The sequence below is a fragment of the Pseudomonas sp. BP01 genome, from assembly GCF_022760795.1.
In the GTDB taxonomy this organism is placed as follows: domain Bacteria; phylum Pseudomonadota; class Gammaproteobacteria; order Pseudomonadales; family Pseudomonadaceae; genus Aquipseudomonas; species Aquipseudomonas putida_Q.
Map to the genome: position 1 here is coordinate 176,516 of NZ_JAFBKA010000010.1, position 19,360 is coordinate 195,875.

General features: G+C 64.3%; 16 protein-coding genes. 11 read left to right on the top strand and 5 right to left on the bottom strand.

What is annotated here, in order from left to right:
- Positions 1–196 precede the first annotated feature (196 nt).
- The gene (locus JOY50_RS11750; RefSeq protein ID WP_132843776.1) at positions 197–1,303 is read left to right on the top strand and encodes an NADH:flavin oxidoreductase/NADH oxidase; all 1,107 of its coding nucleotides are present in this window, start codon (positions 197–199) and stop codon (positions 1,301–1,303) included.
- Positions 1,304–1,367: 64 nt separating this feature from the next.
- On the opposite strand, the gene JOY50_RS11755 is transcribed toward JOY50_RS11750, so the two are convergent.
- From JOY50_RS11755 to ydcS, 5 genes are all read right to left on the bottom strand, one after another.
- Positions 1,368–2,792, bottom strand: coding sequence for a gamma-aminobutyraldehyde dehydrogenase (locus JOY50_RS11755; RefSeq protein WP_132843774.1), 1,425 nt, complete (start codon positions 2,790–2,792; stop codon positions 1,368–1,370).
- Positions 2,793–2,809: 17 nt separating this feature from the next.
- Positions 2,810–3,616, bottom strand: a complete 807-nt coding sequence (locus JOY50_RS11760) for an ABC transporter permease (protein WP_132843772.1) — start codon at positions 3,614–3,616, stop codon at positions 2,810–2,812.
- Positions 3,606–4,517 carry an ABC transporter permease gene (locus JOY50_RS11765; protein WP_138737588.1) on the bottom strand — a complete coding sequence of 304 codons (912 nt, stop codon included), beginning with the start codon at positions 4,515–4,517 and terminating at the stop codon, positions 3,606–3,608. The genes JOY50_RS11760 and JOY50_RS11765 overlap by 11 nt, the downstream gene beginning before the upstream one ends.
- Before the next feature lies 1 nt (position 4,518).
- Positions 4,519–5,550, bottom strand: a complete 1,032-nt coding sequence (locus JOY50_RS11770) for an ABC transporter ATP-binding protein (RefSeq protein ID WP_132843766.1) — start codon at positions 5,548–5,550, stop codon at positions 4,519–4,521.
- A gap of 147 nt (positions 5,551–5,697) precedes the next feature.
- A complete protein-coding gene (gene ydcS, locus JOY50_RS11775; RefSeq protein ID WP_138737587.1) occupies positions 5,698–6,849 on the bottom strand; it encodes a putative ABC transporter substrate-binding protein YdcS in 1,152 nt (383 codons plus the stop codon).
- Positions 6,850–7,066: 217 nt separating this feature from the next.
- Between ydcS and JOY50_RS11780 the strand changes: the two genes are divergently transcribed.
- From JOY50_RS11780 to lysS, 10 genes are all read left to right on the top strand, one after another.
- On the top strand, positions 7,067–7,750 hold the full coding sequence (locus tag JOY50_RS11780; RefSeq protein WP_243055204.1) for a tellurite resistance TerB family protein: 684 nt from the start codon (positions 7,067–7,069) through the stop codon (positions 7,748–7,750).
- A 240-nt stretch (positions 7,751–7,990) separates the two neighbouring features.
- Complete coding sequence (locus JOY50_RS11785; RefSeq protein WP_019473626.1) at positions 7,991–9,613, top strand: methyl-accepting chemotaxis protein; 1,623 nt, start codon at positions 7,991–7,993, stop codon at positions 9,611–9,613.
- Between the two features lie 5 nt (positions 9,614–9,618).
- A complete protein-coding gene (locus tag JOY50_RS11790; RefSeq protein ID WP_132843755.1) occupies positions 9,619–10,125 on the top strand; it encodes a chemotaxis protein CheW in 507 nt (168 codons plus the stop codon).
- Complete coding sequence (locus tag JOY50_RS11795) at positions 10,122–11,396, top strand: protein-glutamate O-methyltransferase CheR (protein WP_132843753.1); 1,275 nt, start codon at positions 10,122–10,124, stop codon at positions 11,394–11,396. The genes JOY50_RS11790 and JOY50_RS11795 overlap by 4 nt, the downstream gene beginning before the upstream one ends.
- Positions 11,393–12,058, top strand: coding sequence for a chemotaxis protein CheW (locus tag JOY50_RS11800; RefSeq protein ID WP_132843751.1), 666 nt, complete (start codon positions 11,393–11,395; stop codon positions 12,056–12,058). The genes JOY50_RS11795 and JOY50_RS11800 overlap by 4 nt, the downstream gene beginning before the upstream one ends.
- Positions 12,055–14,355 (top strand): hybrid sensor histidine kinase/response regulator, encoded by a 2,301-nt coding sequence (locus tag JOY50_RS11805; protein ID WP_132843748.1) that lies wholly within the window; start codon positions 12,055–12,057, stop codon positions 14,353–14,355. The genes JOY50_RS11800 and JOY50_RS11805 overlap by 4 nt, the downstream gene beginning before the upstream one ends.
- Positions 14,352–15,365: a Wsp signal transduction system protein-glutamate methylesterase WspF gene (gene wspF, locus JOY50_RS11810; RefSeq protein ID WP_132843745.1), complete on the top strand. Its 1,014-nt coding sequence runs from the start codon at positions 14,352–14,354 to the stop codon at positions 15,363–15,365. Before JOY50_RS11805 ends, wspF begins: the two co-directional genes overlap by 4 nt.
- Before the next feature lie 51 nt (positions 15,366–15,416).
- Positions 15,417–16,421, top strand: coding sequence for a Wsp signal transduction system regulator diguanylate cyclase WspR (wspR, locus tag JOY50_RS11815; protein WP_132843742.1), 1,005 nt, complete (start codon positions 15,417–15,419; stop codon positions 16,419–16,421).
- A 123-nt stretch (positions 16,422–16,544) separates the two neighbouring features.
- Positions 16,545–17,640 (top strand): peptide chain release factor 2 gene (prfB, locus tag JOY50_RS11820; RefSeq protein ID WP_096425666.1). Its coding sequence is split into 2 segments (ribosomal slippage): positions 16,545–16,616 and positions 16,618–17,640, totalling 1,095 coding nucleotides; the frame shifts between segments, so codons are not numbered across the junction.
- 92 nt (positions 17,641–17,732) lie between these two features.
- Positions 17,733–19,235, top strand: a complete 1,503-nt coding sequence (gene lysS / locus JOY50_RS11825) for a lysine--tRNA ligase (protein WP_012270790.1) — start codon at positions 17,733–17,735, stop codon at positions 19,233–19,235.
- The last annotated feature ends 125 nt before the right edge of the window (positions 19,236–19,360 follow it).

Sequence of the window (19,360 nt, forward strand, 5' to 3'; positions counted from 1 at the left end):
TCGCTGGGCTTGCCTTGAGTTGTTTGGTGTGGCGGAGATCACTCTCGAGCCTGACCCCCGCACCCCACCCAAAATCCCATGGAACCTCCCCCCCACCCATTCTGGTCTAGTCTGAAGTTATGACCGGACCTGGGCCAGGGACGTGCAATTGAGTGTCCGGGCCGGATCACCATTGGAGTCCTTGGGAGGTGCCCTCATGAGCCTGCTGCTCGAGCCTTACACCCTGCGTCAGCTGACCTTGCCCAACCGCATCGCGGTATCGCCGATGTGCCAGTATTCCGCCATCGATGGCCTGGCCAACGACTGGCACCTTGTCCATTTAGGCAGCCGCGCTGTGGGTGGCGCCGGTCTGGTTATCACGGAAGCCGTGGCAGTTACCGCCGATGGCCGCATCACCGCCGAAGACCTTGGCCTGTGGGAAGACGCCCAGATCGCGCCGCTGCAACGCATCACCCGTTTCATCACCGCCCAGGGTGCCGTGCCGGGCATACAGTTGGCGCACGCCGGGCGCAAGGCCAGTACCTATCGCCCATGGCTGGGCAAACAGGGCAGTGTGAAGCTTGAAGAGGGAGGCTGGCAGCCAGTAGGCCCGTCGAAGATCGCGTTCGACCCGCAACACACACCGCCACATGAGCTGACTCCGGACGAGATCCAAGATGTGATCGCGGCCTTCGTCGCCTCGACCGAGCGCGCCTTGAAGGCCGGTTTCAAGGTGGTGGAAATCCATGCTGCCCATGGCTACCTGTTGCACCAGTTCCTGTCACCGTTAAGCAACCAGCGCCGCGACGAGTACGGTAGTTGCTTCGAAAACCGTATCCGTCTGACCTTGCAGGTGGTCGAGGCCGTGCGCAAGGTGTGGCCTGCCGAGTTGCCGCTGCTGGTGCGGGTATCGGCAACCGATTGGGTGGAGGACGGCTGGAACCCGGATGAAACCGTCGAACTGGCCCGTCGCCTGCGAGGGTTGGGCGTGGACCTGATCGATGTGTCCTCTGGCGGTACCTCGATAAACGCCGAGATCCCCACCGGCCCCGGCTATCAGACCCGCTTCGCTGAACGCGTGCGCAAGGAATCGGAAATTGCCACCGGCACCGTGGGCATGATCACCGAACCGGCCCAGGCCGAGCACATCCTGCGCACCGGCCAGGCCGACCTCATCTTCCTCGCCCGCGAGCTGTTGCGTGACCCGTACTGGGCACTGCACGCCGACGACGACCTGGGCGGCAACAAGGCCACCTGGCCTGCGCAATACCAACGCGCGACCAGCCGCGCCAACCCGATTCACGAGTCCGACCTGCGCGATTAGGTTCTACCTGTGCCGGCCTCTTCGCGGGCGAACCCGCGAAGAGGCCAGTGGCTAGAACCTCGGGCTAGTGCTTGATCATCACATGCCGCACACAGGTGTAGTCCTCCAGCCCATACATCGACATATCCTTCCCATACCCCGAATGCTTCTGCCCGCCATGGGGCATTTCGCTGACCAGCATGAAGTGGGTATTCACCCAGGTGCAGCCATACTGCAAGCGCGCCGCCAGGCGATGGGCGCGGCCGGTGTCGCGGGTCCAGACCGATGAGGCCAGACCGTAGTTGGAGTCGTTGGCCCATTCCAGCGCCTGGGCTTCGTCATTGAAGCGGGTGACCGATACCACCGGGCCGAACACTTCGTTGCGCACGATCTCGTCGTCCTGCAGGGCATCGGCCAGCACCGTCGGTTCGAAGAAGAAACCATCGCCATCAATCGCCTTGCCACCCGTCACCAGGCGAATATGCGGTTGGGCGATGGCCCGCTCCACCAGCCCGGCGACCTTGTCGCGATGCTGGGCACTGATCAGCGGCCCCAGCTCGGTGTCCTCGGCCTCCTGCAGGCCAGGTTTAAGGCTGGCTACGGCTTCACCCAGGCGCTCGACAAAGCGCTCGTAGATGCCGTCCTGCACGTACAGGCGGCAGGCTGCGGTGCAGTCCTGGCCGGCGTTGTAGAAGCCGAAGGTACGGATGCCATCGATGGCAGCGTCGATGTCGGCATCGTCGAAAACCAGCACAGGGGCCTTGCCGCCCAGCTCCATGTGCATGCGTTTCACGCTGTCGGCGGTGGCGCTGATGATGTGCGCGCCAGTGGGGATGGAGCCTGTCAGCGACACCATGCGCACCTTGGGATGGTTGACCAGCGGGTTACCGACGGTCTGGCCGCGGCCAAACAGAATGTTCAGCACGCCCGGTGGCAGCAGGTCCTGGGCCAGTTCACCCAGGCGCAAGGCGGTCAGCGGGGTCAGTTCGGAGGGTTTGATCACCACCGTGTTGCCGGCTGCCAGGGCCGGGGCGATCTTCCAGGCCAGCATCATCAGCGGATAGTTCCACGGTGCGATGGAGGCAACCACACCCAATGGGTCGCGGCGGATCATCGAGGTGTGGCCCGGCAGGTACTCGCCCGCGGCCAAGCCGCCCAGGCAGCGCGCCGCGCCGGCAAAGTAGCGGAACACATCGGCAATCGCCGGAATTTCATCGTTCAGCGCGGCGCTCAGCGGCTTGCCGCAGTTCTGCGATTCCAGCCGGGCCAGCTCATCGCCATGGGCTTCGATGGCATCCGCCAGCGCCAGCAAGGTTTGCGAGCGGTCCTTGGGGCTGGTTTGCGACCAGCTGTCGAAGGCCTGGTCGGCGGCGCGCACGGCGCTGTCCACCTGGGCCTCAGTGGCTTCGTTGATCTGCGCCAAAGCGGTTCCCAGCGCGGGGTTGAGCACGGTCCAGGCCGGGCCTTGGCCGGCGACCAGTTGGCCATTGATCAGCATCTGCGTTTGCATCGGGGGCTCCTCCAGGGTCATTTGCCACTGCCCGCGACGCTTTCGCCGCCACGGGTCAGGTAATAGGCGCCAAGGATTGGCAGCATGGTCACTAGCATCACCAGCATGGCGACCACGTTGGTCACCGGCACGTCGCGCGGGCGGCTCAGCTGGTTGAGCAGCCAGATCGGCAGGGTGCGTTCGTGGCCGGCGGTGAAGGTGGTGACGATGATTTCATCGAACGACAGCGCAAAAGCCAGCATGCCGCCGGCCAGCAGCGCCGAGCCGAGGTTGGGCAGGATGATGTAGCGGAAGGTCTGCCAGCCATCGGCGCCCAGGTCCATCGACGCTTCGATCAGGCTTTGCGAGGTGCGCCGCAGGCGGGCGATCACATTGTTGTAGACGATCACCACGCAGAACGTGGCGTGGCCGACCACGATGGTGAACACCCCGGGCTCTATCCCCAGGGACTTGAATGCCGAGAGCAGGGCGATGCCGGTGATGATGCCGGGCAGGGCGATGGGCAGGATCAGCATCAACGAAATGCTCTCTTTGCCGAAGAAGCTGCGCCGATACAACGCGACTGACGCCAGTGTGCCGAGCACCAGGGCAATCAGCGTGGCCAGGCAGGCCACCTGCAGCGACAGCTTGATCGCCTCCAGCACATCGGGGCGGGCGAAGGCCACGCCAATCCACTTCAGGGTGAAGCCCTTGGGTGGGAAGCTGAATGCCGCGTCTTCGGTGTTGAAGGCGTACAAGAAGATGATCAGGATCGGGAAGTGCAGAAATAGCAGCCCGCCCCAAGCCGCCAGTCGCAGCCCTACTGAAGCTTTTTCAGAGTGCATCGAAGGCCCCCAGGCGCTTGACGATGGACAGGTACACCGCAATCAGCACGATGGGCACCAGGGTGAACGCGGCGGCCATCGGCATGTTGCCGATCGCCCCTTGCTGGGCATAGACCATGCTGCCGATGAAGTAACCGGGTGGGCCGATTAGCTGCGGCACGATGAAGTCACCCAGGGTGAGCGAGAAGGTAAAGATGGAGCCGGCGGCGATGCCCGGGATCGACAGCGGCAAGATCACCTGCACGAAGGTTTGCCCAGGCCGTGCGCCAAGGTCTGCCGAGGCTTGCAGCAGCGAAGGCGGCAGGCGCTCCAGCGCGGCCTGGATCGGCAGGATCATGAACGGCAGCCAGATGTACACGAACACCATGAAGCGCCCCAGGTGGGAGGTGGACAGTGTGCTGCCGCCCACACCCGGCACCGCCAGCACCGCTTGCAGCAGGCCGTCCAGGTGCAGCTGCTGGACGAACCACTGGGCTACGCCGCCCTTGGCCAGCAGCAGGGTCCAGGCATAAGTCTTGACGATATAGCTGGCCCACATCGGCATCATTACCGCAATGTAGAAAAACGCCTTGGTCTTGCCGCTGGTGTAGCGCGCCATGTAATAGGCGATGGGGAAGGCCAGTACCGCGCTGGCCAACGACACCGCCACCGCCATGCCCAGGGTGCGCAGGATGATGTCGAAGTTCGACGGGTTGAACAGCGCGGCGAAGTTGCCCAGGGTCAGGTCCGGGGTCACCGCCATGGTGAAGTCGTCGAAGGTATAGAAGCCTTGCCACAGCAGGTTCAGCAACGAACCCAGGTAGATTGCGCCGAACCAGGTCAGCGGGGGTACCAGCAGCAGTGCCAGGTACAGGTTGGGCCGCCGGTACAGCAGGTTGGCCAGGCTGCGCAGTGTGCTCATCTCAGCGGGCCTCGGTTTCCTGCAACACGGTCATGGCCTCGCGGGGCCAGTGTGCCTGCACCCGTTGCCCGGGCTGCCAGGGGTGGGCCTGCGCTTGCCAGCGGTCGTTGGCCTGGCTTACCGCCAACAGCTGGCCGCTGTCCAGTTGCAACTCGAAGCGGGTGGCGCTGCCCTGGTACTGGATATCGCGCAACAGGCCGCTTACCTGCACTTCGTGGCTGGTGACCACAAGGTCGCCCAGGCGGATGTGCTCGGGGCGGATGGAGAAGGGCGCCGGGCTACCGTTGAGCTGCATGGCCAGTTCGCCACGCACCACGTTGGAAGTGCCGACGAATTCAGCGACGAAAGTGGTGGCGGGCTTCATGTACAGATTGCGCGGGGTGTCGACCTGTTCGATACGGCCGCGGTTGAACACCGCGACCCGGTCGGACATCGACAGGGCCTCGGTCTGGTCGTGGGTGACGAAGATGAAGGTGATGCCCAGCTGGCGTTGCAGCTTTTTCAGCTCGCCCTGCATCTGTTCGCGCAACTTCAGGTCCAGCGCGCCCAGTGGTTCATCCAGCAGCAACACCCTTGGCCGGTTGACCAGGGCACGGGCCAGGGCCACACGCTGGCGCTGGCCGCCGGACAGCTGCGCTGGCTTGCGCGCGCCATAGCCGGCCAGGGCCACCATGGCCAGGGCTTCTTCGGCGCGGCTGTGGCGTTCGGCCTTGGCCACGCCCTTTACTTTCAGGCCGTAGGCGATGTTGTCCAGCACGTTCATGTGCGGGAACAGGGCGTAGTCCTGGAACACGGTATTGACGTCGCGCTGGTAGGGCGGCACGCCAGCTGCCTCGGCGCCGTGGATGCGGATCGAACCGCTGGTGGGTTGTTCGAAGCCGGCGATCAGGCGCAGGCAGGTGGTCTTGCCCGAACCCGAAGGGCCGAGCATGGAGAAGAACTCGCCATCGATGATGTCGATACTGACCTGGTCGACCGCCTTGACCTCGCCGAAGGTGCGGGAAACCTGGGTGAACTGGACGGCTAGGGGCATAGGCAGTACTCAGTTGTCTATGTATTGCCTGCACTGGCCCTGTCGCCGGCAAGCCAGCTCCCACAAGTCATGCGCAAGGCTCGGGCCTGTGCAGACCCTGTGGGAGCTGGCTTGCCGGCGACAGGGCCAGTGCCGGCCAAGTCACTTTTAGCGCCCACCCATGATCGCGATGTAGTCCTGGGTCCAGCGGCTATACGGCACGAACTTGCCCCCTTGGGCCTGCGGGGTTTTCCAGAAGGCGATCTTGTCGAAATTGTCGAAACCGTTGGTCTTGCACCCCTCGGCCCCCAGCAGCTCGCTGCCGGTGCACGCCGCCGGCACCGCCGGTAACGAGCCGAACCAGGCCGCCACGTCACCCTGCACCTTAGGTTGCAGCGACCAGTCCATCCACTTGTAGGCGCAGTTGGGGTGCTTGGCCTCGCTGTGCAGCATGGTGGTGTCGGCCCAGCCGGTGGCGCCCTCTTTGGGAATGGTCGAGGCCACCGGCTGGTTTTCGGCCTTCAGGCCATTGACCATGTAGCCCCAGGAACTGGAGGCGACCACGCCTTCGTTCTTCACGTCGCTCATCTGCACCGTGGCGTCATGCCAGTAACGGTGGATCAGCGGTTGCTGCTGGCGCAGCAGTTCCAGCACGGCCTTGTATTGCTCCTCGTTGAGCTCGTAAGGGTCCTTGATACCCAGTTCGGGCTTGGTCGACTTCAGGTACAGCGCTGCGTCGGCAATGTAGATCGGCCCGTCATAGGCCTGTACACGGCCCTTGTTCGGCTTGCCGTCGGGCAAGTTCTGCGGCTCGAACACCACACCCCAGCTGGTAGGGGCCTGCTTGAAGGTATTGGTGTTGTACAGCAGCACGTTCGGCCCCCACTGGTACGGAGTGCCGTATACCTGCTTGTCGACCACGTACCAGCCACCGTTTTGCAGGCGCGGGTCGATGTTCTTCCAGTTGGGGATCAGGGCGGTGTTGATCGGCTGCACGCGCTTGCCCGCAATCAGCCGCAGCGAGGCATCGCCCGAGGCGGTGACCAGGTCATAACCGCCCTTGGTCATCAGGCTGACCATCTCGTCCGAGGTGGCGGCGGTCTTCACACTGACCTTGCAGCCGGTTTCCTTCTCGAAACCGGTCACCCAGTCGTAGGCCTTGTCGCTTTCACCGCGCTCGATGTAGCCGGGCCAGGCAACGATATCCAGGCGCCCCTCGCCAGGCCCCAGGGCCTTGGGCGGTTCGGCAGCCTGCAGGCTGGAGCTGGCCAGCACGGCGCCAGTCATGGCGCCGAGCAATGCGGTCTTGTGCACTGACATGGTGTTCCCTCTTTTTACAGATCTTGTTCGGGGCAGTCATCAAGCAAGCCGTGAAGCAATCGTTATAAGCGTAGAGCGGTCGCGCGAGGTATTGGCGATATCGAGTCTAGTTGGCTTTTTGCCAGCCAATGCAACATCCGGAAGCAAAATCCAGCATGGCGTGTGCTGCGCCAAGCCTTACTCTGGCGGTTGAATCTTCTTGCGTGGAGACACACGAATGAACACCCGGGGCTTGCTTGATCAACTCCTCAAATCCGGCCAGCAAATGCTCGAAAAACAGGGGGGCGCCAACAAGTCCGGCAGCGCTCCCGGTGGGCTTGGCGGGCTGTTGTCCGGCGCAGGTGGCGGCCTGTTGGGTGGCGGCGCTCTGGGCCTGTTGCTGGGCAGCAAGAAGGCCCGAAAGTACGGCGGCAAAGCCCTGACCTATGGTGGCCTGGCCGCGCTGGGGGTGCTGGCCTACAAAGCCTACGGCAACTGGCAGGCCAACCAGCGGGGGGCCGCCGCCGAACCGCAAACCGTCGACCGCCTGCCGCCTGCCCAGGCCGAGCAGCACAGCCAGGCGGTGCTGCGGGCGCTGGTGGCCGCGGCCAAGTCCGATGGCCATATCGACGAGCGCGAGCGGGCGCTGATCGAGGGCGAGTTCACCCGCCTGGACAGCGATCGTGAACTGCAGCACTGGCTGCATGCCGAGCTGAACAAACCGCTGGACCCGGCTGAGGTGGCCCGCGCCGCGCAAACGCCAGAAATGGCCGCCGAGATGTACCTGGCCAGCGTGATGATGGTCGACCAGGAAAACTTCATGGAGCGTTCCTACCTGGACGAACTGGCCCGCCAGCTGCGTCTGGATCCGGGCTTGCGCCAGGAGCTGGAAAGCCAGGTACGGCTTGCTGCTGGCCAATAACGGGGGCTGCGTTGCAGCCCATCGCCGGCAAGCCAGCTCCCACAGGGTTATCACAACCTTCGACATTTCGCTGATACCTGTGGGAGCGGGCGTGCCCGCGAAGGGCTGCACAGCAGCCCCAGTGACATGTCCATCAGCAGGTATGCCTGTTTAGGCCTCACTTCGCCCGCAAATCTGTAAGGCCTCTGGGCTATACTTCAGCGATTTTTCCCGCTCGTTGTGAATTCCTGAGGGCTGAATGTGAAGAACTGGACCTTGCGCCAACGGATCCTGGCAAGTTTCGCCGTGATCATCGCCATCATGCTGCTGATGATCGTGGCCGCCTACTCGCGGTTGGTGGCCATCGAAACCGCCGAGGAGGCAGTGGGGACCGACAGCATTCCCGGGGTCTACTACAGCTCGATGATCCGCAGCGCCTGGGTCGACAGCTACGTCACCAGCCAGCAACTGGTGGGCCTGTCCAACCACCGGGAAATCACGTCGGCCGACATGGAGCTGTTCAAAAGCTTCGAAGACCGGCTCAAGCAACACATGGCCAGCTACCAGTCCACCATCCAGGACAAGGACGACCAGACCCGCTTCGACAACTTCGTGCAGCAGGAAGAGAGCTACATGAAGATCGTCGGTCAGGTGCTGGACACTTACCGTCAGCACAACTACGCCGAAGCCGAACGGCTGATCATCGAGGTGCTGACGCCGGCCTGGGTAGATGGCCGCAAGCACCTGAATGAAGTGATCGAGCACAATCGGGCGTCTGCCGACTCCGCCACCAACGAGATCGTCAGCGCCGTCAGCACGGCCAAGGGCAGCATGGTGGTATCGCTGCTGCTGGCAATCGTCGCCGCCGGCATCTGCGGCCTGCTGCTGATGCGTGCCATTACCGCTCCCATGCAGCGTATCGTGCATGCCCTCGACAAGCTGCGTTCAGGCGACCTGAGCATGCGCCTGAGCCTGGACCGCAAGGACGAGTTCGGCGCCATCGAAAGCGGCTTCAACGAGATGGCCGAGGCACTGGCCAACCTGGTGGCTCAGGCCCAGCGCTCGTCGGTGCAGGTGACCACGTCGGTTACCGAAATTGCCGCCACGTCCAAGCAACAGCAGGCCACCGCCACCGAAACGGCCGCCACCACCACCGAAATCGGCGCCACCTCGCGGGAAATCGCCGCCACCTCGCGTGATCTGGTGCGTACCATGACCGAAGTCACCTCCGCCGCTGATCAGGCTTCCAGCCTGGCCGGCTCCGGCCAGCAGGGGCTGGCACGCATGGAGGAGACCATGCACCAGGTGATGGGCGCTGCCGACCTGGTAAACGCCAAGCTCGGTATCCTCAACGAAAAGGCCAGCAACATCACGCAGATGGTGGTGACCATCGTCAAGGTGGCCGACCAGACCAACCTGCTGTCGCTCAACGCCGCCATCGAAGCGGAAAAGGCCGGCGAGTACGGCCGTGGCTTTGCCGTAGTGGCCACCGAAGTGCGCCGCCTGGCCGACCAGACCGCCGTGGCCACCTACGACATCGAGCAGATGGTGCGCGAAATCCAGTCGGCGGTGTCGGCCGGCGTCATGGGCATGGACAAGTTCTCTGAAGAAGTGCGCCGCGGCATGTTCGAGGTGCAGCAGGTGGGCGAGCAGCTCAGCCAGATCATTCATCAGGTGCAGGCCTTGGCGCCGCGCGTGCTGATGGTCAACGAAGGCATGCAAGCCCAGGCCACCGGTGCCGAGCAGATCAACCAGGCGCTGGCCCAACTCAGCGATGCCAGTACCCAGACCGTCGAGTCGCTGCGCCAGGCCAGTTTTGCCATCGATGAACTGAGCCAGGTGGCCGCCGGCCTGCGTGGCGGCGTGTCGCGCTTCAAAGTCTGACTGCGATGAACGACTTGCACCCGCGCGCCGCACCCGCGCACAACGTCAAGGGCGCGTTGTACCTGCAGTTTCGCCTCAGGGAGCAGCGCTTTGCCCTGAGCGTGCACGAGGTGATCGAGGTGCTGCCGCGCCAGCCGCTCAAGCCGATTGCCCAGGCACCTGCCTGGGTCGCGGGCATCCTCGCCCATCGCGGCCAAATGGTCCCGGTGATCGACCTTGCTGCGCTGAGTTTTGGCCAACCTGCGGCGCAACGCACCAGTACCCGCCTGGTGCTGGTGCACTACCGTGGCAGCCTGCAGCTTGGCCTGATTCTGGAACAGGCCACCGAAACCCTGCGTTGCCAACCGGACGAATTCCAGCCCTATGGGGTGGACACAGGCGAAGCGCCTTACCTGGGCCCGGTGCGCCAGGATGCTCTGGGCCTGCTGCAGCGCATCGAAGTCAATGACCTGCTGACCGACGCCGTGCACCAATTGCTGTACACGCAAGACCCGACAGGGATGCCTACATGAACGAACAGCGTTTTTTCCGCTTCTTGCGTGAGCGTATTGGCCTGGACGTGGAGTCGGTGGGCGCGCCCATGGTCGAACGCGCGCTGCGCCAGCGTTGCGTGGCCATGGGTGCGATCGACCTGGACGACTACTGGCTGCGCCTGCAGCAGTCGACGGATGAGCAACAGGCGCTGATTGAAGCGGTGATCGTCCCGGAGACCTGGTTTTTCCGATACCCCGACTCGTTCACAGCGCTGGCCAGCCTGGCCCACAAACGCCAAGCCCACCTGGCGGGCGCGCGCCCGCTGCGATTGCTCAGCCTGCCTTGCTCGACCGGCGAGGAACCTTATTCGCTGGCCATGGCCTTGCTCGACGCCGGCATGGCGCCGGGTGCATTCCTGGTTGATGGCATGGACATCAGCCCCAGCTCGGTCGCCAAGGCCGGGCAGGCTGTGTATGGCCGCAATGCCTTCCGTGGCAGCGAACTGGGCTTTCGCGAGCGCTATTTCGATGCGCTGGACGAAGGCCACCGCCTACATGAGCGGGTACGCCAGCAGGTCAGCCTGCAGGTGGGCAATGTGCTTGACCCGGCGTTGGTCAGCCGCGATGGCCTGTACGACTTCGTGTTCTGTCGCAATCTGTTGATCTATTTCGACGTGCCTACCCAACAGCGTGTGTTCGAAGTGCTCAAGCGCCTGCTGCATCCACAGGGTGTGCTGTTCATCGGCCCGGCCGAAGGCAGTTTGTTGGCACGCCTGGGCATGCGTCCGCTGGGGATCGCCCAGTCGTTTGCCTACGTGCGCCAGGAGGGCGACAGCGCCCCGTTGCCGGCGGCACCCGCCCAGCCTGCGCAGCGTACGCTGGCGACTTTACGCACACCAGGTTATCCGCCGCCCAGCGTGCCGGTGCCGCGCCCGCTGCGTGTGCTGCCGGTGGCGGCCAGGCCAGCGCCAGCCCGCCAGCACAAGCACGAGGGCGCCAGCGAGTTGCTGGCCAGCATTGCCCGGCTGGCCAATGCCGGCGCCAGCGAGCAGGCGCGTGGCGAATGCCAGCGGTACCTGGGCCAGTATCCGCCGTCGGCGCAGGTGTACTACTGGCTGGGGCTGCTCAGCGATACCGAGGGCGATGCGCAGCAGGCGCTCACCCACTATCGCAAGGCCTTGTACCTGGAGCCACAGCACCCTGAGGCGCTGGTGCACCTGGCCGCCTTGCTGGCGGCCCAGGGCGACCTGGCCGGTGCCCGGCGCCTGCAGGATCGTGCGGCGCGGGCTGGCCGGGAGCCTGAACGATGAACAGTGATTCGACGATGCAGTTGCTGGCCGAGGATGACGCGCACATCGACGACTGCTGGAACCGTATTGGCGTGCACGGTGACAAGCAGTGCCCGCTGCTGGAGCGGCATGTGCATTGCCGCAATTGCGAGGTGTATGCCGCTGCGGCCACACGGCTGCTCGACCGCTACGCGCTGATGCAGGACCACCAGGCTGCAGCGGTACAGCCGGTCGAGGAAAACACCGGCCGCTCCATGTTGCTGTTCCGCCTGGGCGAGGAGTGGCTGGCGCTGGCCACCGCCAGCCTGGCCGAAATCGCCCCGTTGCAGGCTGTGCATTCGCTGCCGCACCAGCGCTCGCGGCTGCTGCAGGGGGTTGCCAATGTGCGCGGTGCGTTGGTGCCGTGCCTGTCACTGGCTGACTTGCTGGGTGTGCAGGCCGGCACCGTCGAGCAACGTGGCGGTCGGGCCATGCCACGCATGCTGATTCTGGCGGCCGAGGGAGGGCCGGTAGTGATGGCCGTTGAGGAAATCGACGGTATTCACCGGCTAGACCCACTGCTGCTGGGCCGCGGCCAGGACGCCACGCGCTTTACCGCCGCAGTCCTGCAGTGGCACGGCCGCAGCGTGCGGGTGCTGGACGATCAACACTTACTGTCTGCCGTGCAGCGGAGCCTGTCATGACCCCAGAGCAAATGCGCGACGCATCGTTGCTCGAACTGTTCAGCCTGGAGGCCGAGGCGCAGACCCAGGTGCTCAGTGCCGGGCTGATGGCACTGGAGCGCAACCCCACCCAGGCCGACCAGCTTGAGGCGTGCATGCGGGCCGCTCACTCGCTCAAGGGGGCAGCGCGCATCGTCGGGGTGGATGCTGGCGTCAGTGTCGCCCACGTCATGGAAGATTGCCTGGTGGCGGCCCAGGAAGGCCGCCTGCGGCTCACCGCCGAGCACATCGACGCGCTGTTGCAGGGCACCGACCTGCTGATGCGTATCGCCACGCCAGGCGATGCCGGGGCGCAGGCGACCTTGCCGGTGTTTCTTGCGCAGATGGCCAGCCTGCTCGACCCGGGTGCAGCCGTGCCTGCGCAGCCGTTGGCTGCACCCGTGGTACCACAGCCGCCGCTGGCTACCTTGCCGCCTGCACCACTGGTATTGCCAACCGAACCGCCGGAACCAGAGCCCGAGCCCGAGCCGATTCTGCAGCGCAAGGCTGGCAAGCGCGCTGGCGAAGGTGCCGAGCGGGTATTGCGGGTTACCGCCGACCGCCTCAATAGCCTGCTCGACCTGTCCAGCAAGTCGCTGGTGGAAACCCAGCGGCTCAAGCCTTACCTGGCCACCCTGCAGCGCCTCAAGCGCATGCACGGCCAAGGCATGCAGGCGCTCGACGGCTTGCGCATGCAGCTGGAGGACAGCGGCCAGAGCAGCGAGGTGCTCGAGGCCTTGGCGCAAACCCAACGTCTGCTGGCCGAAACCCAGCAGATCCTCCAGCAGCAGGCGGCCGACCTGGATGAGTTCGGCTGGCAGGCCAGCCAGCGTGCGCAGTTGCTGTATGACACGGCGCTGGCTTGCCGTATGCGGCCGTTTGCCGACGTGCTGACCGGGCAGAGCCGTATGGTCCGCGACCTGGGCCGTTCACTGGGCAAGCCGGTGCGGTTGGTGGTGGAAGGGGAGAAGACCCAGGTCGATCGCGATGTGCTGGAAAAGCTCGAAGCACCGCTGACCCACCTGTTGCGCAATGCCGTCGACCACGGGATCGAACTGCCCGAGCGGCGCCTGCTGGCGGGCAAGCCGGACGAGGGTGTGATCCGCCTGCGGGCGTCGCACCAGGCCGGCATGCTCAGCCTGGAGCTGATCGACGATGGCGCCGGTATCGACCTTGAGCGCCTGCGCAGCAGCATCGTCGAGCGTGCCCTGTCGCCCGCCGACACAGTGGCGCGAATGAGCGATGCGGAGTTGCTGACGTTCCTGTTCCTGCCTGGCTTCAGCCTGCGCGACAAGGTCACCGAGGTGTCCGGGCGCGGTGTGGGGCTGGATGCGGTGCAGCACATGATCCGCGAGCTGCGCGGCTCGATAGAGCTGACCCAGATGGCGGGGCAGGGCTGTCGCTTTCACCTGCAGGTGCCGCTGACCCTGTCGGTGGTGCGCAGCCTGGTTGTCGAGGTGGGCGGTGAGGCTTACGCGTTCCCGCTGGCCCATATCGAGCGCACGCTGGAAGTGACCGCCGAGCAGATCGTACAGATCGAAGGGCGTCAGCACTTCTGGCATGAAGGCCGGCATATCGGCCTAGTGGCCGCCAGCCAGTTGCTCAACCGCCCGGCCGGGCAAAGCGATGAAGCCTGCCTGCGGGTGGTGGTGATCCGCGAGCGTGAGCAACTGTACGGCGTGGCCGTGGAGCGGCTGGTGGGCGAGCGGGTGCTGGTGGTGATGCCACTCGACCTGCGGCTTGGCAAGGTGCAGGACATTTCCTCGGGCGCCTTGCTCGATGACGGCTCGGTGGTGCTGATCGTCGATGTCGAAGATTTGCTGCGCTCGGTGGAAAAACTGCTCAGCACCGGCAGCCTGGAACGCGTCGAGCGCGGTAGCAGCGGTGCCCGCGGCGTGGCCCGTAAACGCATTCTGGTGGTCGACGATTCGCTGACCGTGCGCGAGCTGCAACGTAAGCTGCTGGGCAACCGCGGCTACGACGTGGCGGTGGCGGTAGATGGCATGGATGGCTGGAACGCCCTGCGCAGCGAGGATTTCGACCTGCTGATCACCGACATCGACATGCCGCGCATGGACGGCATCGAGCTGGTTACCTTGGTACGCCGCGACCAGCGCATGCAATCGCTGCCGGTGATGGTGGTGTCCTATAAAGACCGTGAGGAAGACCGACGGCGTGGCCTGGATGCAGGCGCCGACTACTATTTGGCAAAGGCCAGTTTCCACGACGATGCGTTGCTGGATGCTGTGGTGGAGCTGATCGGAGGTGCTCAGGGATGAAGATCGCCATCGTCAATGACATGCCTATGGCCGTCGAGGCGCTGCGCCGGGCGGTCGCCCTGGAGCCTGCGCACCAGGTGGTATGGGTGGCCAGCAATGGCGCCGAGGCGGTGCAGCGCTGCGCCGAGCAACTGCCGGACCTGATCCTGATGGACCTGATCATGCCGGTCATGGACGGCGTGGAGGCCACCCGGCGGATCATGGCCGAAACCCCGTGCGCCATCGTCATCGTCACGGTTGACCGCAAGCAGAACGTGCACCGGGTGTTCGAAGCCATGGGCCACGGCGCCCTCGACGTGGTCGACACCCCCGCCCTGGGCGCTGGCGACCCCCGCGAAGCAGCGGCACCGCTGCTGCGCAAGATCCTCAATATCGGCTGGTTGGTCGGCCAGCAGCGCAGCCCAGCCGCCAGGCCGGTTGCCGCGCCGTTGCGCGAGGCTTCGCAGCGTCGCGGGCTGGTGGCGATCGGCTCGTCGGCGGGTGGCCCGGCGGCGCTCGAAGTGCTGCTCAAGGGTTTGCCCGCAGCGTTCCCGGCAGCCATCGTGCTGGTCCAGCATGTGGACCAGGTGTTTGCCGCCGGGATGGCCGAATGGCTCAGCAGCGCAGCAGGCCTGCCGGTGCGCCTGGCCCGTGAAGGCGAGCCGCCGCAGCCGGGCCAGGTGTTGCTGGCAGGCACCAACCACCATATTCGCCTGCTACAGAATGGCCAACTGGCCTACACTGCCGAGCCTGTCAATGAAATCTACCGGCCATCGATCGACGTGTTCTTCGAAAGCGTGGCACGTTACTGGAATGGCGATGCGGTGGGCGTGCTGCTCACCGGCATGGGCCGAGACGGCGCCCAGGGCCTGAAGCTGATGCGTCAGCAGGGCTTTCTGACCATTGCCCAGGACCAGGCCAGCAGTGCGGTGTACGGCATGCCCAAGGCCGCTGCGGCCATTGATGCTGCGGTGGAAATTCGCCCGCTGGAACGCATCGCCGGGCGCTTGATGGACTTTTTCGCAAAATGACGAAATGTATTGAATCACGCCGCCACGCCGGCAGTGATCGGGTGAACAGGTATGAATGAATTACCGATCGAAGGTTTTGCCACCACCAACGAGAACTCGGCGATGGTGCTGCTGGTCGACGACCAGGCCATGATCGGCGAGGCGGTGCGGCGTGGTCTGGCCAATGAAGACAACATCGACTTCCACTTCTGTGCCGACCCGCACCAGGCGGTGGTCCAGGCCATGCGCATCAAGCCCACGGTCATCCTCCAGGACCTGATCATGCCTGGCCTGGACGGCTTGACCCTGGTGCGCGAATACCGCAACAACCCGGCAACCCAGGACATCCCGATCATCGTTCTGTCGACCAAGGAAGACCCGCTGGTGAAGAGCGCGGCGTTTGCCGCCGGGGCCAACGACTACCTGGTCAAGCTGCCGGATACCATCGAGCTGGTCGCGCGCATTCGCTATCACTCACGCTCGTACCTCACCCTGTTGCAACGCGACGAGGCCTACCGCGCCCTGCGCGTCAGCCAGCAGCAGTTGCTCGATTCCAACCTGATGCTGCAGCGGCTGATGAACTCCGACGGCCTGACCGGGCTGTCCAACCGCCGCCACTTCGACGAGTACCTGGAGCTGGAATGGCGCCGGGCCATGCGTGAACAGCAGCAGCTGTCGTTGCTGATGATCGATGTGGATTATTTCAAGGCCTACAACGACAGCTTCGGCCATCTGGCCGGCGACGAGGCCCTGCGACAGGTGGCCGAGGCGATCCGTGGTTCGTGCTCGCGGCCGACCGACCTGCCGGCGCGCTATGGCGGCGAGGAGTTTGCCCTGGTGCTGCCCAATACCTCGCCCGGCGGGGCGCGCCTGGTGGCCGAGAAGCTGCGCCAGACCGTGCTGGGCCTTGGCATCCCGCACACCGCGCCGGTGGCCGATGCGCGCCTGACCGTGAGTATCGGCCTGGCCACCCAGACCCCGGCCGTTGGCAGCCACTGCCGGCAGTTGATCTCGGCGGCGGACAAAGGCCTGTACCAGGCCAAGAACAGCGGGCGTAACCAGGTCGGCATCGCTTGAGCCTCCAGAGACTGCGCGCCTGTGTGCCCTCTATACATGCGACCGCCCGGCGGGTCTGCCGCCCAGCAGCGGACTCGGTTATACTCGCGGGCTTTTCACCGAATTCGCACGAGTAGCCAGCCCATGGAAATCCAACCGATCCTGAACACCATCAAGGACCTCACCGAGCGTTCCCAGTCCATTCGGGGGTATCTTTGACTACGATCACAAGCATGACCGCCTGATCGAAGTCAACCGCGAGCTGGAAGACCCCAACGTCTGGAACAAGCCCGAGTACGCCCAGGCCCTGGGCCGCGAGCGTGCCATGCTGGCACAGGTCGTCGAGACCCTGGACAAACTGTCCAACGGTCTGTCCGACTGCAAGGACCTGCTCGACATGGCCGTCGAGGAAGAGGACGAAAGCGCTGTCAGCGACGTCGAGACCGAGCTGCAGGGCCTGGAAGAATCCCTGGCCCAGCTTGAGTTCCGTCGCATGTTCAGCGGCGAAATGGACATGAACAACGCCTACCTGGATATCCAGGCCGGCTCCGGTGGTACCGAGGCGCAGGACTGGGCCAACATCCTGCTGCGCATGTACCTGCGCTGGGCCGACAAGCGCGGGTTCGACGCCACCATCATCGAGCTTTCCGAAGGTGAAGTCGCCGGCATCAAGGGCGCCACCGTGCACATCAAGGGCGAGTACGCCTTCGGCTGGCTGCGTACCGAAATCGGTGTGCACCGCCTGGTGCGCAAAAGCCCGTTCGACTCCGGTGCCCGTCGCCACACTTCGTTCTCGGCGGTGTTCGTATCGCCCGAAATCGACGACAAGGTCGAGATCGAGATCAACCCGTCCGACCTGCGCATTGACACCTACCGCTCCTCCGGTGCCGGTGGTCAGCACGTGAACACCACCGACTCGGCCGTACGTATCACCCACGTGCCGACCAACACCGTGGTGGCGTGTCAGAACGAACGTTCCCAGCACGCCAACAAAGACACCGCCATGAAAATGCTGCGGGCCAAGTTGTACGAACTGGAAATGCAGAAGCGCAACGCCGCTTCGCAGGCGCTGGAAGACAGCAAGTCGGACATCGGCTGGGGCCACCAGATCCGTTCCTACGTACTGGATGACTCGCGCATCAAAGACCTGCGCACAGGCGTAGAGCGCAGCGACTGCCAGAAAGTGCTGGACGGCGACCTTGACCAGTACCTGGAAGCAAGCCTCAAGCAAGGGCTGTAAGCCGCACTCCACTGCCGCGATACCGGCTACCCGCCGGTATCGCGTGCCCTGCCCGAAAAGGGCAACGAATACCTGATGGAAAGAATGACGACATGAGCGACCTCAAGACCGAATCGCAAGACCTGCAACAGGAAGAAAATGCCCTGATCGCCCTGCGCAAGGAAAAACTTGCCGCCGAGCGCGCCAAGGGCAACGCCTTCCCCAACGACTTCCGTCGCGACAGCTACTGCAACGACCTGCAGAAACAGTACGCGGACAAGACCAAGGAAGAGCTGGAAGCAGCCGCGATCCCGGTCAAGGTTGCCGGCCGTATCATGCTCAACCGTGGCTCGTTCATGGTGATCCAGGACATGACCGGTCGCATCCAGGTCTACGTCAACCGCAAGACCCTGCCGGAAGAAACCCTGGCCGCAGTCAAGACCTGGGACCTGGGCGACATCATCAGCGCCGAAGGCACCTTGGCCCGTTCCGGCAAGGGCGACCTGTACGTCGAAATGACCAACGTGCGCCTGCTGACCAAGTCGCTGCGCCCGCTGCCCGACAAGCACCACGGCCTGACCGATACCGAGCAGCGCTACCGCCAGCGTTACGTCGACCTGATGGTCAACGAAGAAACCCGCCACACGTTCCGTGTGCGTTCGCAGGTGATCTCGCACATTCGCAAGTTCCTCATCGAGCGTGACTTCCTCGAAGTCGAGACGCCGATGCTGCAGACCATCCCGGGTGGCGCGGCGGCCAAGCCGTTCGAAACCCACCACAACGCCCTGGACATGGCCATGTTCCTGCGTATCGCGCCGGAGCTGTACCTCAAGCGCCTGGTGGTTGGTGGCTTTGAAAAAGTGTTCGAGATCAACCGCAACTTCCGTAACGAAGGTGTGTCGACGCGTCACAACCCTGAATTCACCATGCTCGAGTTCTACCAGGCCTACGCCGACTACCGCGACAACATGGACCTCACCGAGGAACTGTTCCGCGAGCTGGCGCAGCTGGTGCTGGGGTCTACCGACGTGCCGTATGGCGACAAGGTGTTCCACTTCGGTGAGCCGTTCGTGCGCCTGTCGGTGTTCGACTCGATCCTCAAGTACAACCCGGAACTGACCGCTGCCGACCTGCAGGACGTTGACCGCGCCCGCGACATCGCCAAGAAGGCCGGTGCCAAGGTGCTGGGCCACGAAGGCCTGGGCAAGCTGCAGGTGATGATTTTCGAAGAGCTGGTCGAGCACAAGCTGGAGCAGCCGCACTTCATCACCGAGTACCCGTTCGAAGTGTCGCCGCTGGCCCGTCGCAACGACGACAATCCGGCTGTCACCGACCGCTTCGAGCTGTTCATCGGTGGCCGCGAAATCGCCAATGCCTACTCCGAGCTCAACGATGCCGAAGACCAGGCCGAGCGCTTCCTGGCCCAGGTGGCCGAGAAGGACGCCGGTGACGACGAAGCCATGCACTACGACGCCGACTTCGTGCGTGCACTGGAGTACGGCATGCCGCCGACCGCCGGTGAAGGCATCGGCATCGACCGCCTGGTGATGCTGCTGACCAACTCGCCGTCGATCCGCGATGTGATCCTGTTCCCGCACATGCGTCCACAGGCCTGAGTGAATTGAACAAGCCGCCTTTCGAGGCGGCTTTTTCTTGCCTGAAGCTTTATGTTGTCTGTACTGGCCCTATCGCCGGCAAGCCAGCTCCCACAGGTCCTGACTATTGTGCGGGCCTGTGGGAG

What these genes read in the sequence shown, in the direction of transcription:
- JOY50_RS11750 (WP_132843776.1), top strand. Translation starts at nt 197, where the DNA reads ATGAGCCTGCTGCTCGAGCCTTACACCCTGCGTCAGCTGACCTTGCCC.
- JOY50_RS11755 (WP_132843774.1), bottom strand. Translation starts at nt 2,792, where the DNA reads ATGCAAACGCAGATGCTGATCAATGGCCAACTGGTCGCCGGCCAAGGC.
- JOY50_RS11760 (WP_132843772.1), bottom strand. Translation starts at nt 3,616, where the DNA reads ATGCACTCTGAAAAAGCTTCAGTAGGGCTGCGACTGGCGGCTTGGGGC.
- JOY50_RS11765 (WP_138737588.1), bottom strand. Translation starts at nt 4,517, where the DNA reads ATGAGCACACTGCGCAGCCTGGCCAACCTGCTGTACCGGCGGCCCAAC.
- JOY50_RS11770 (WP_132843766.1), bottom strand. Translation starts at nt 5,550, where the DNA reads ATGCCCCTAGCCGTCCAGTTCACCCAGGTTTCCCGCACCTTCGGCGAG.
- ydcS (WP_138737587.1), bottom strand. Translation starts at nt 6,849, where the DNA reads ATGTCAGTGCACAAGACCGCATTGCTCGGCGCCATGACTGGCGCCGTG.
- JOY50_RS11780 (WP_243055204.1), top strand. Translation starts at nt 7,067, where the DNA reads ATGAACACCCGGGGCTTGCTTGATCAACTCCTCAAATCCGGCCAGCAA.
- JOY50_RS11790 (WP_132843755.1), top strand. Translation starts at nt 9,619, where the DNA reads ATGAACGACTTGCACCCGCGCGCCGCACCCGCGCACAACGTCAAGGGC.
- JOY50_RS11795 (WP_132843753.1), top strand. Translation starts at nt 10,122, where the DNA reads ATGAACGAACAGCGTTTTTTCCGCTTCTTGCGTGAGCGTATTGGCCTG.
- JOY50_RS11800 (WP_132843751.1), top strand. Translation starts at nt 11,393, where the DNA reads ATGAACAGTGATTCGACGATGCAGTTGCTGGCCGAGGATGACGCGCAC.
- JOY50_RS11805 (WP_132843748.1), top strand. Translation starts at nt 12,055, where the DNA reads ATGACCCCAGAGCAAATGCGCGACGCATCGTTGCTCGAACTGTTCAGC.
- wspF (WP_132843745.1), top strand. Translation starts at nt 14,352, where the DNA reads ATGAAGATCGCCATCGTCAATGACATGCCTATGGCCGTCGAGGCGCTG.
- wspR (WP_132843742.1), top strand. Translation starts at nt 15,417, where the DNA reads ATGAATGAATTACCGATCGAAGGTTTTGCCACCACCAACGAGAACTCG.
- lysS (WP_012270790.1), top strand. Translation starts at nt 17,733, where the DNA reads ATGAGCGACCTCAAGACCGAATCGCAAGACCTGCAACAGGAAGAAAAT.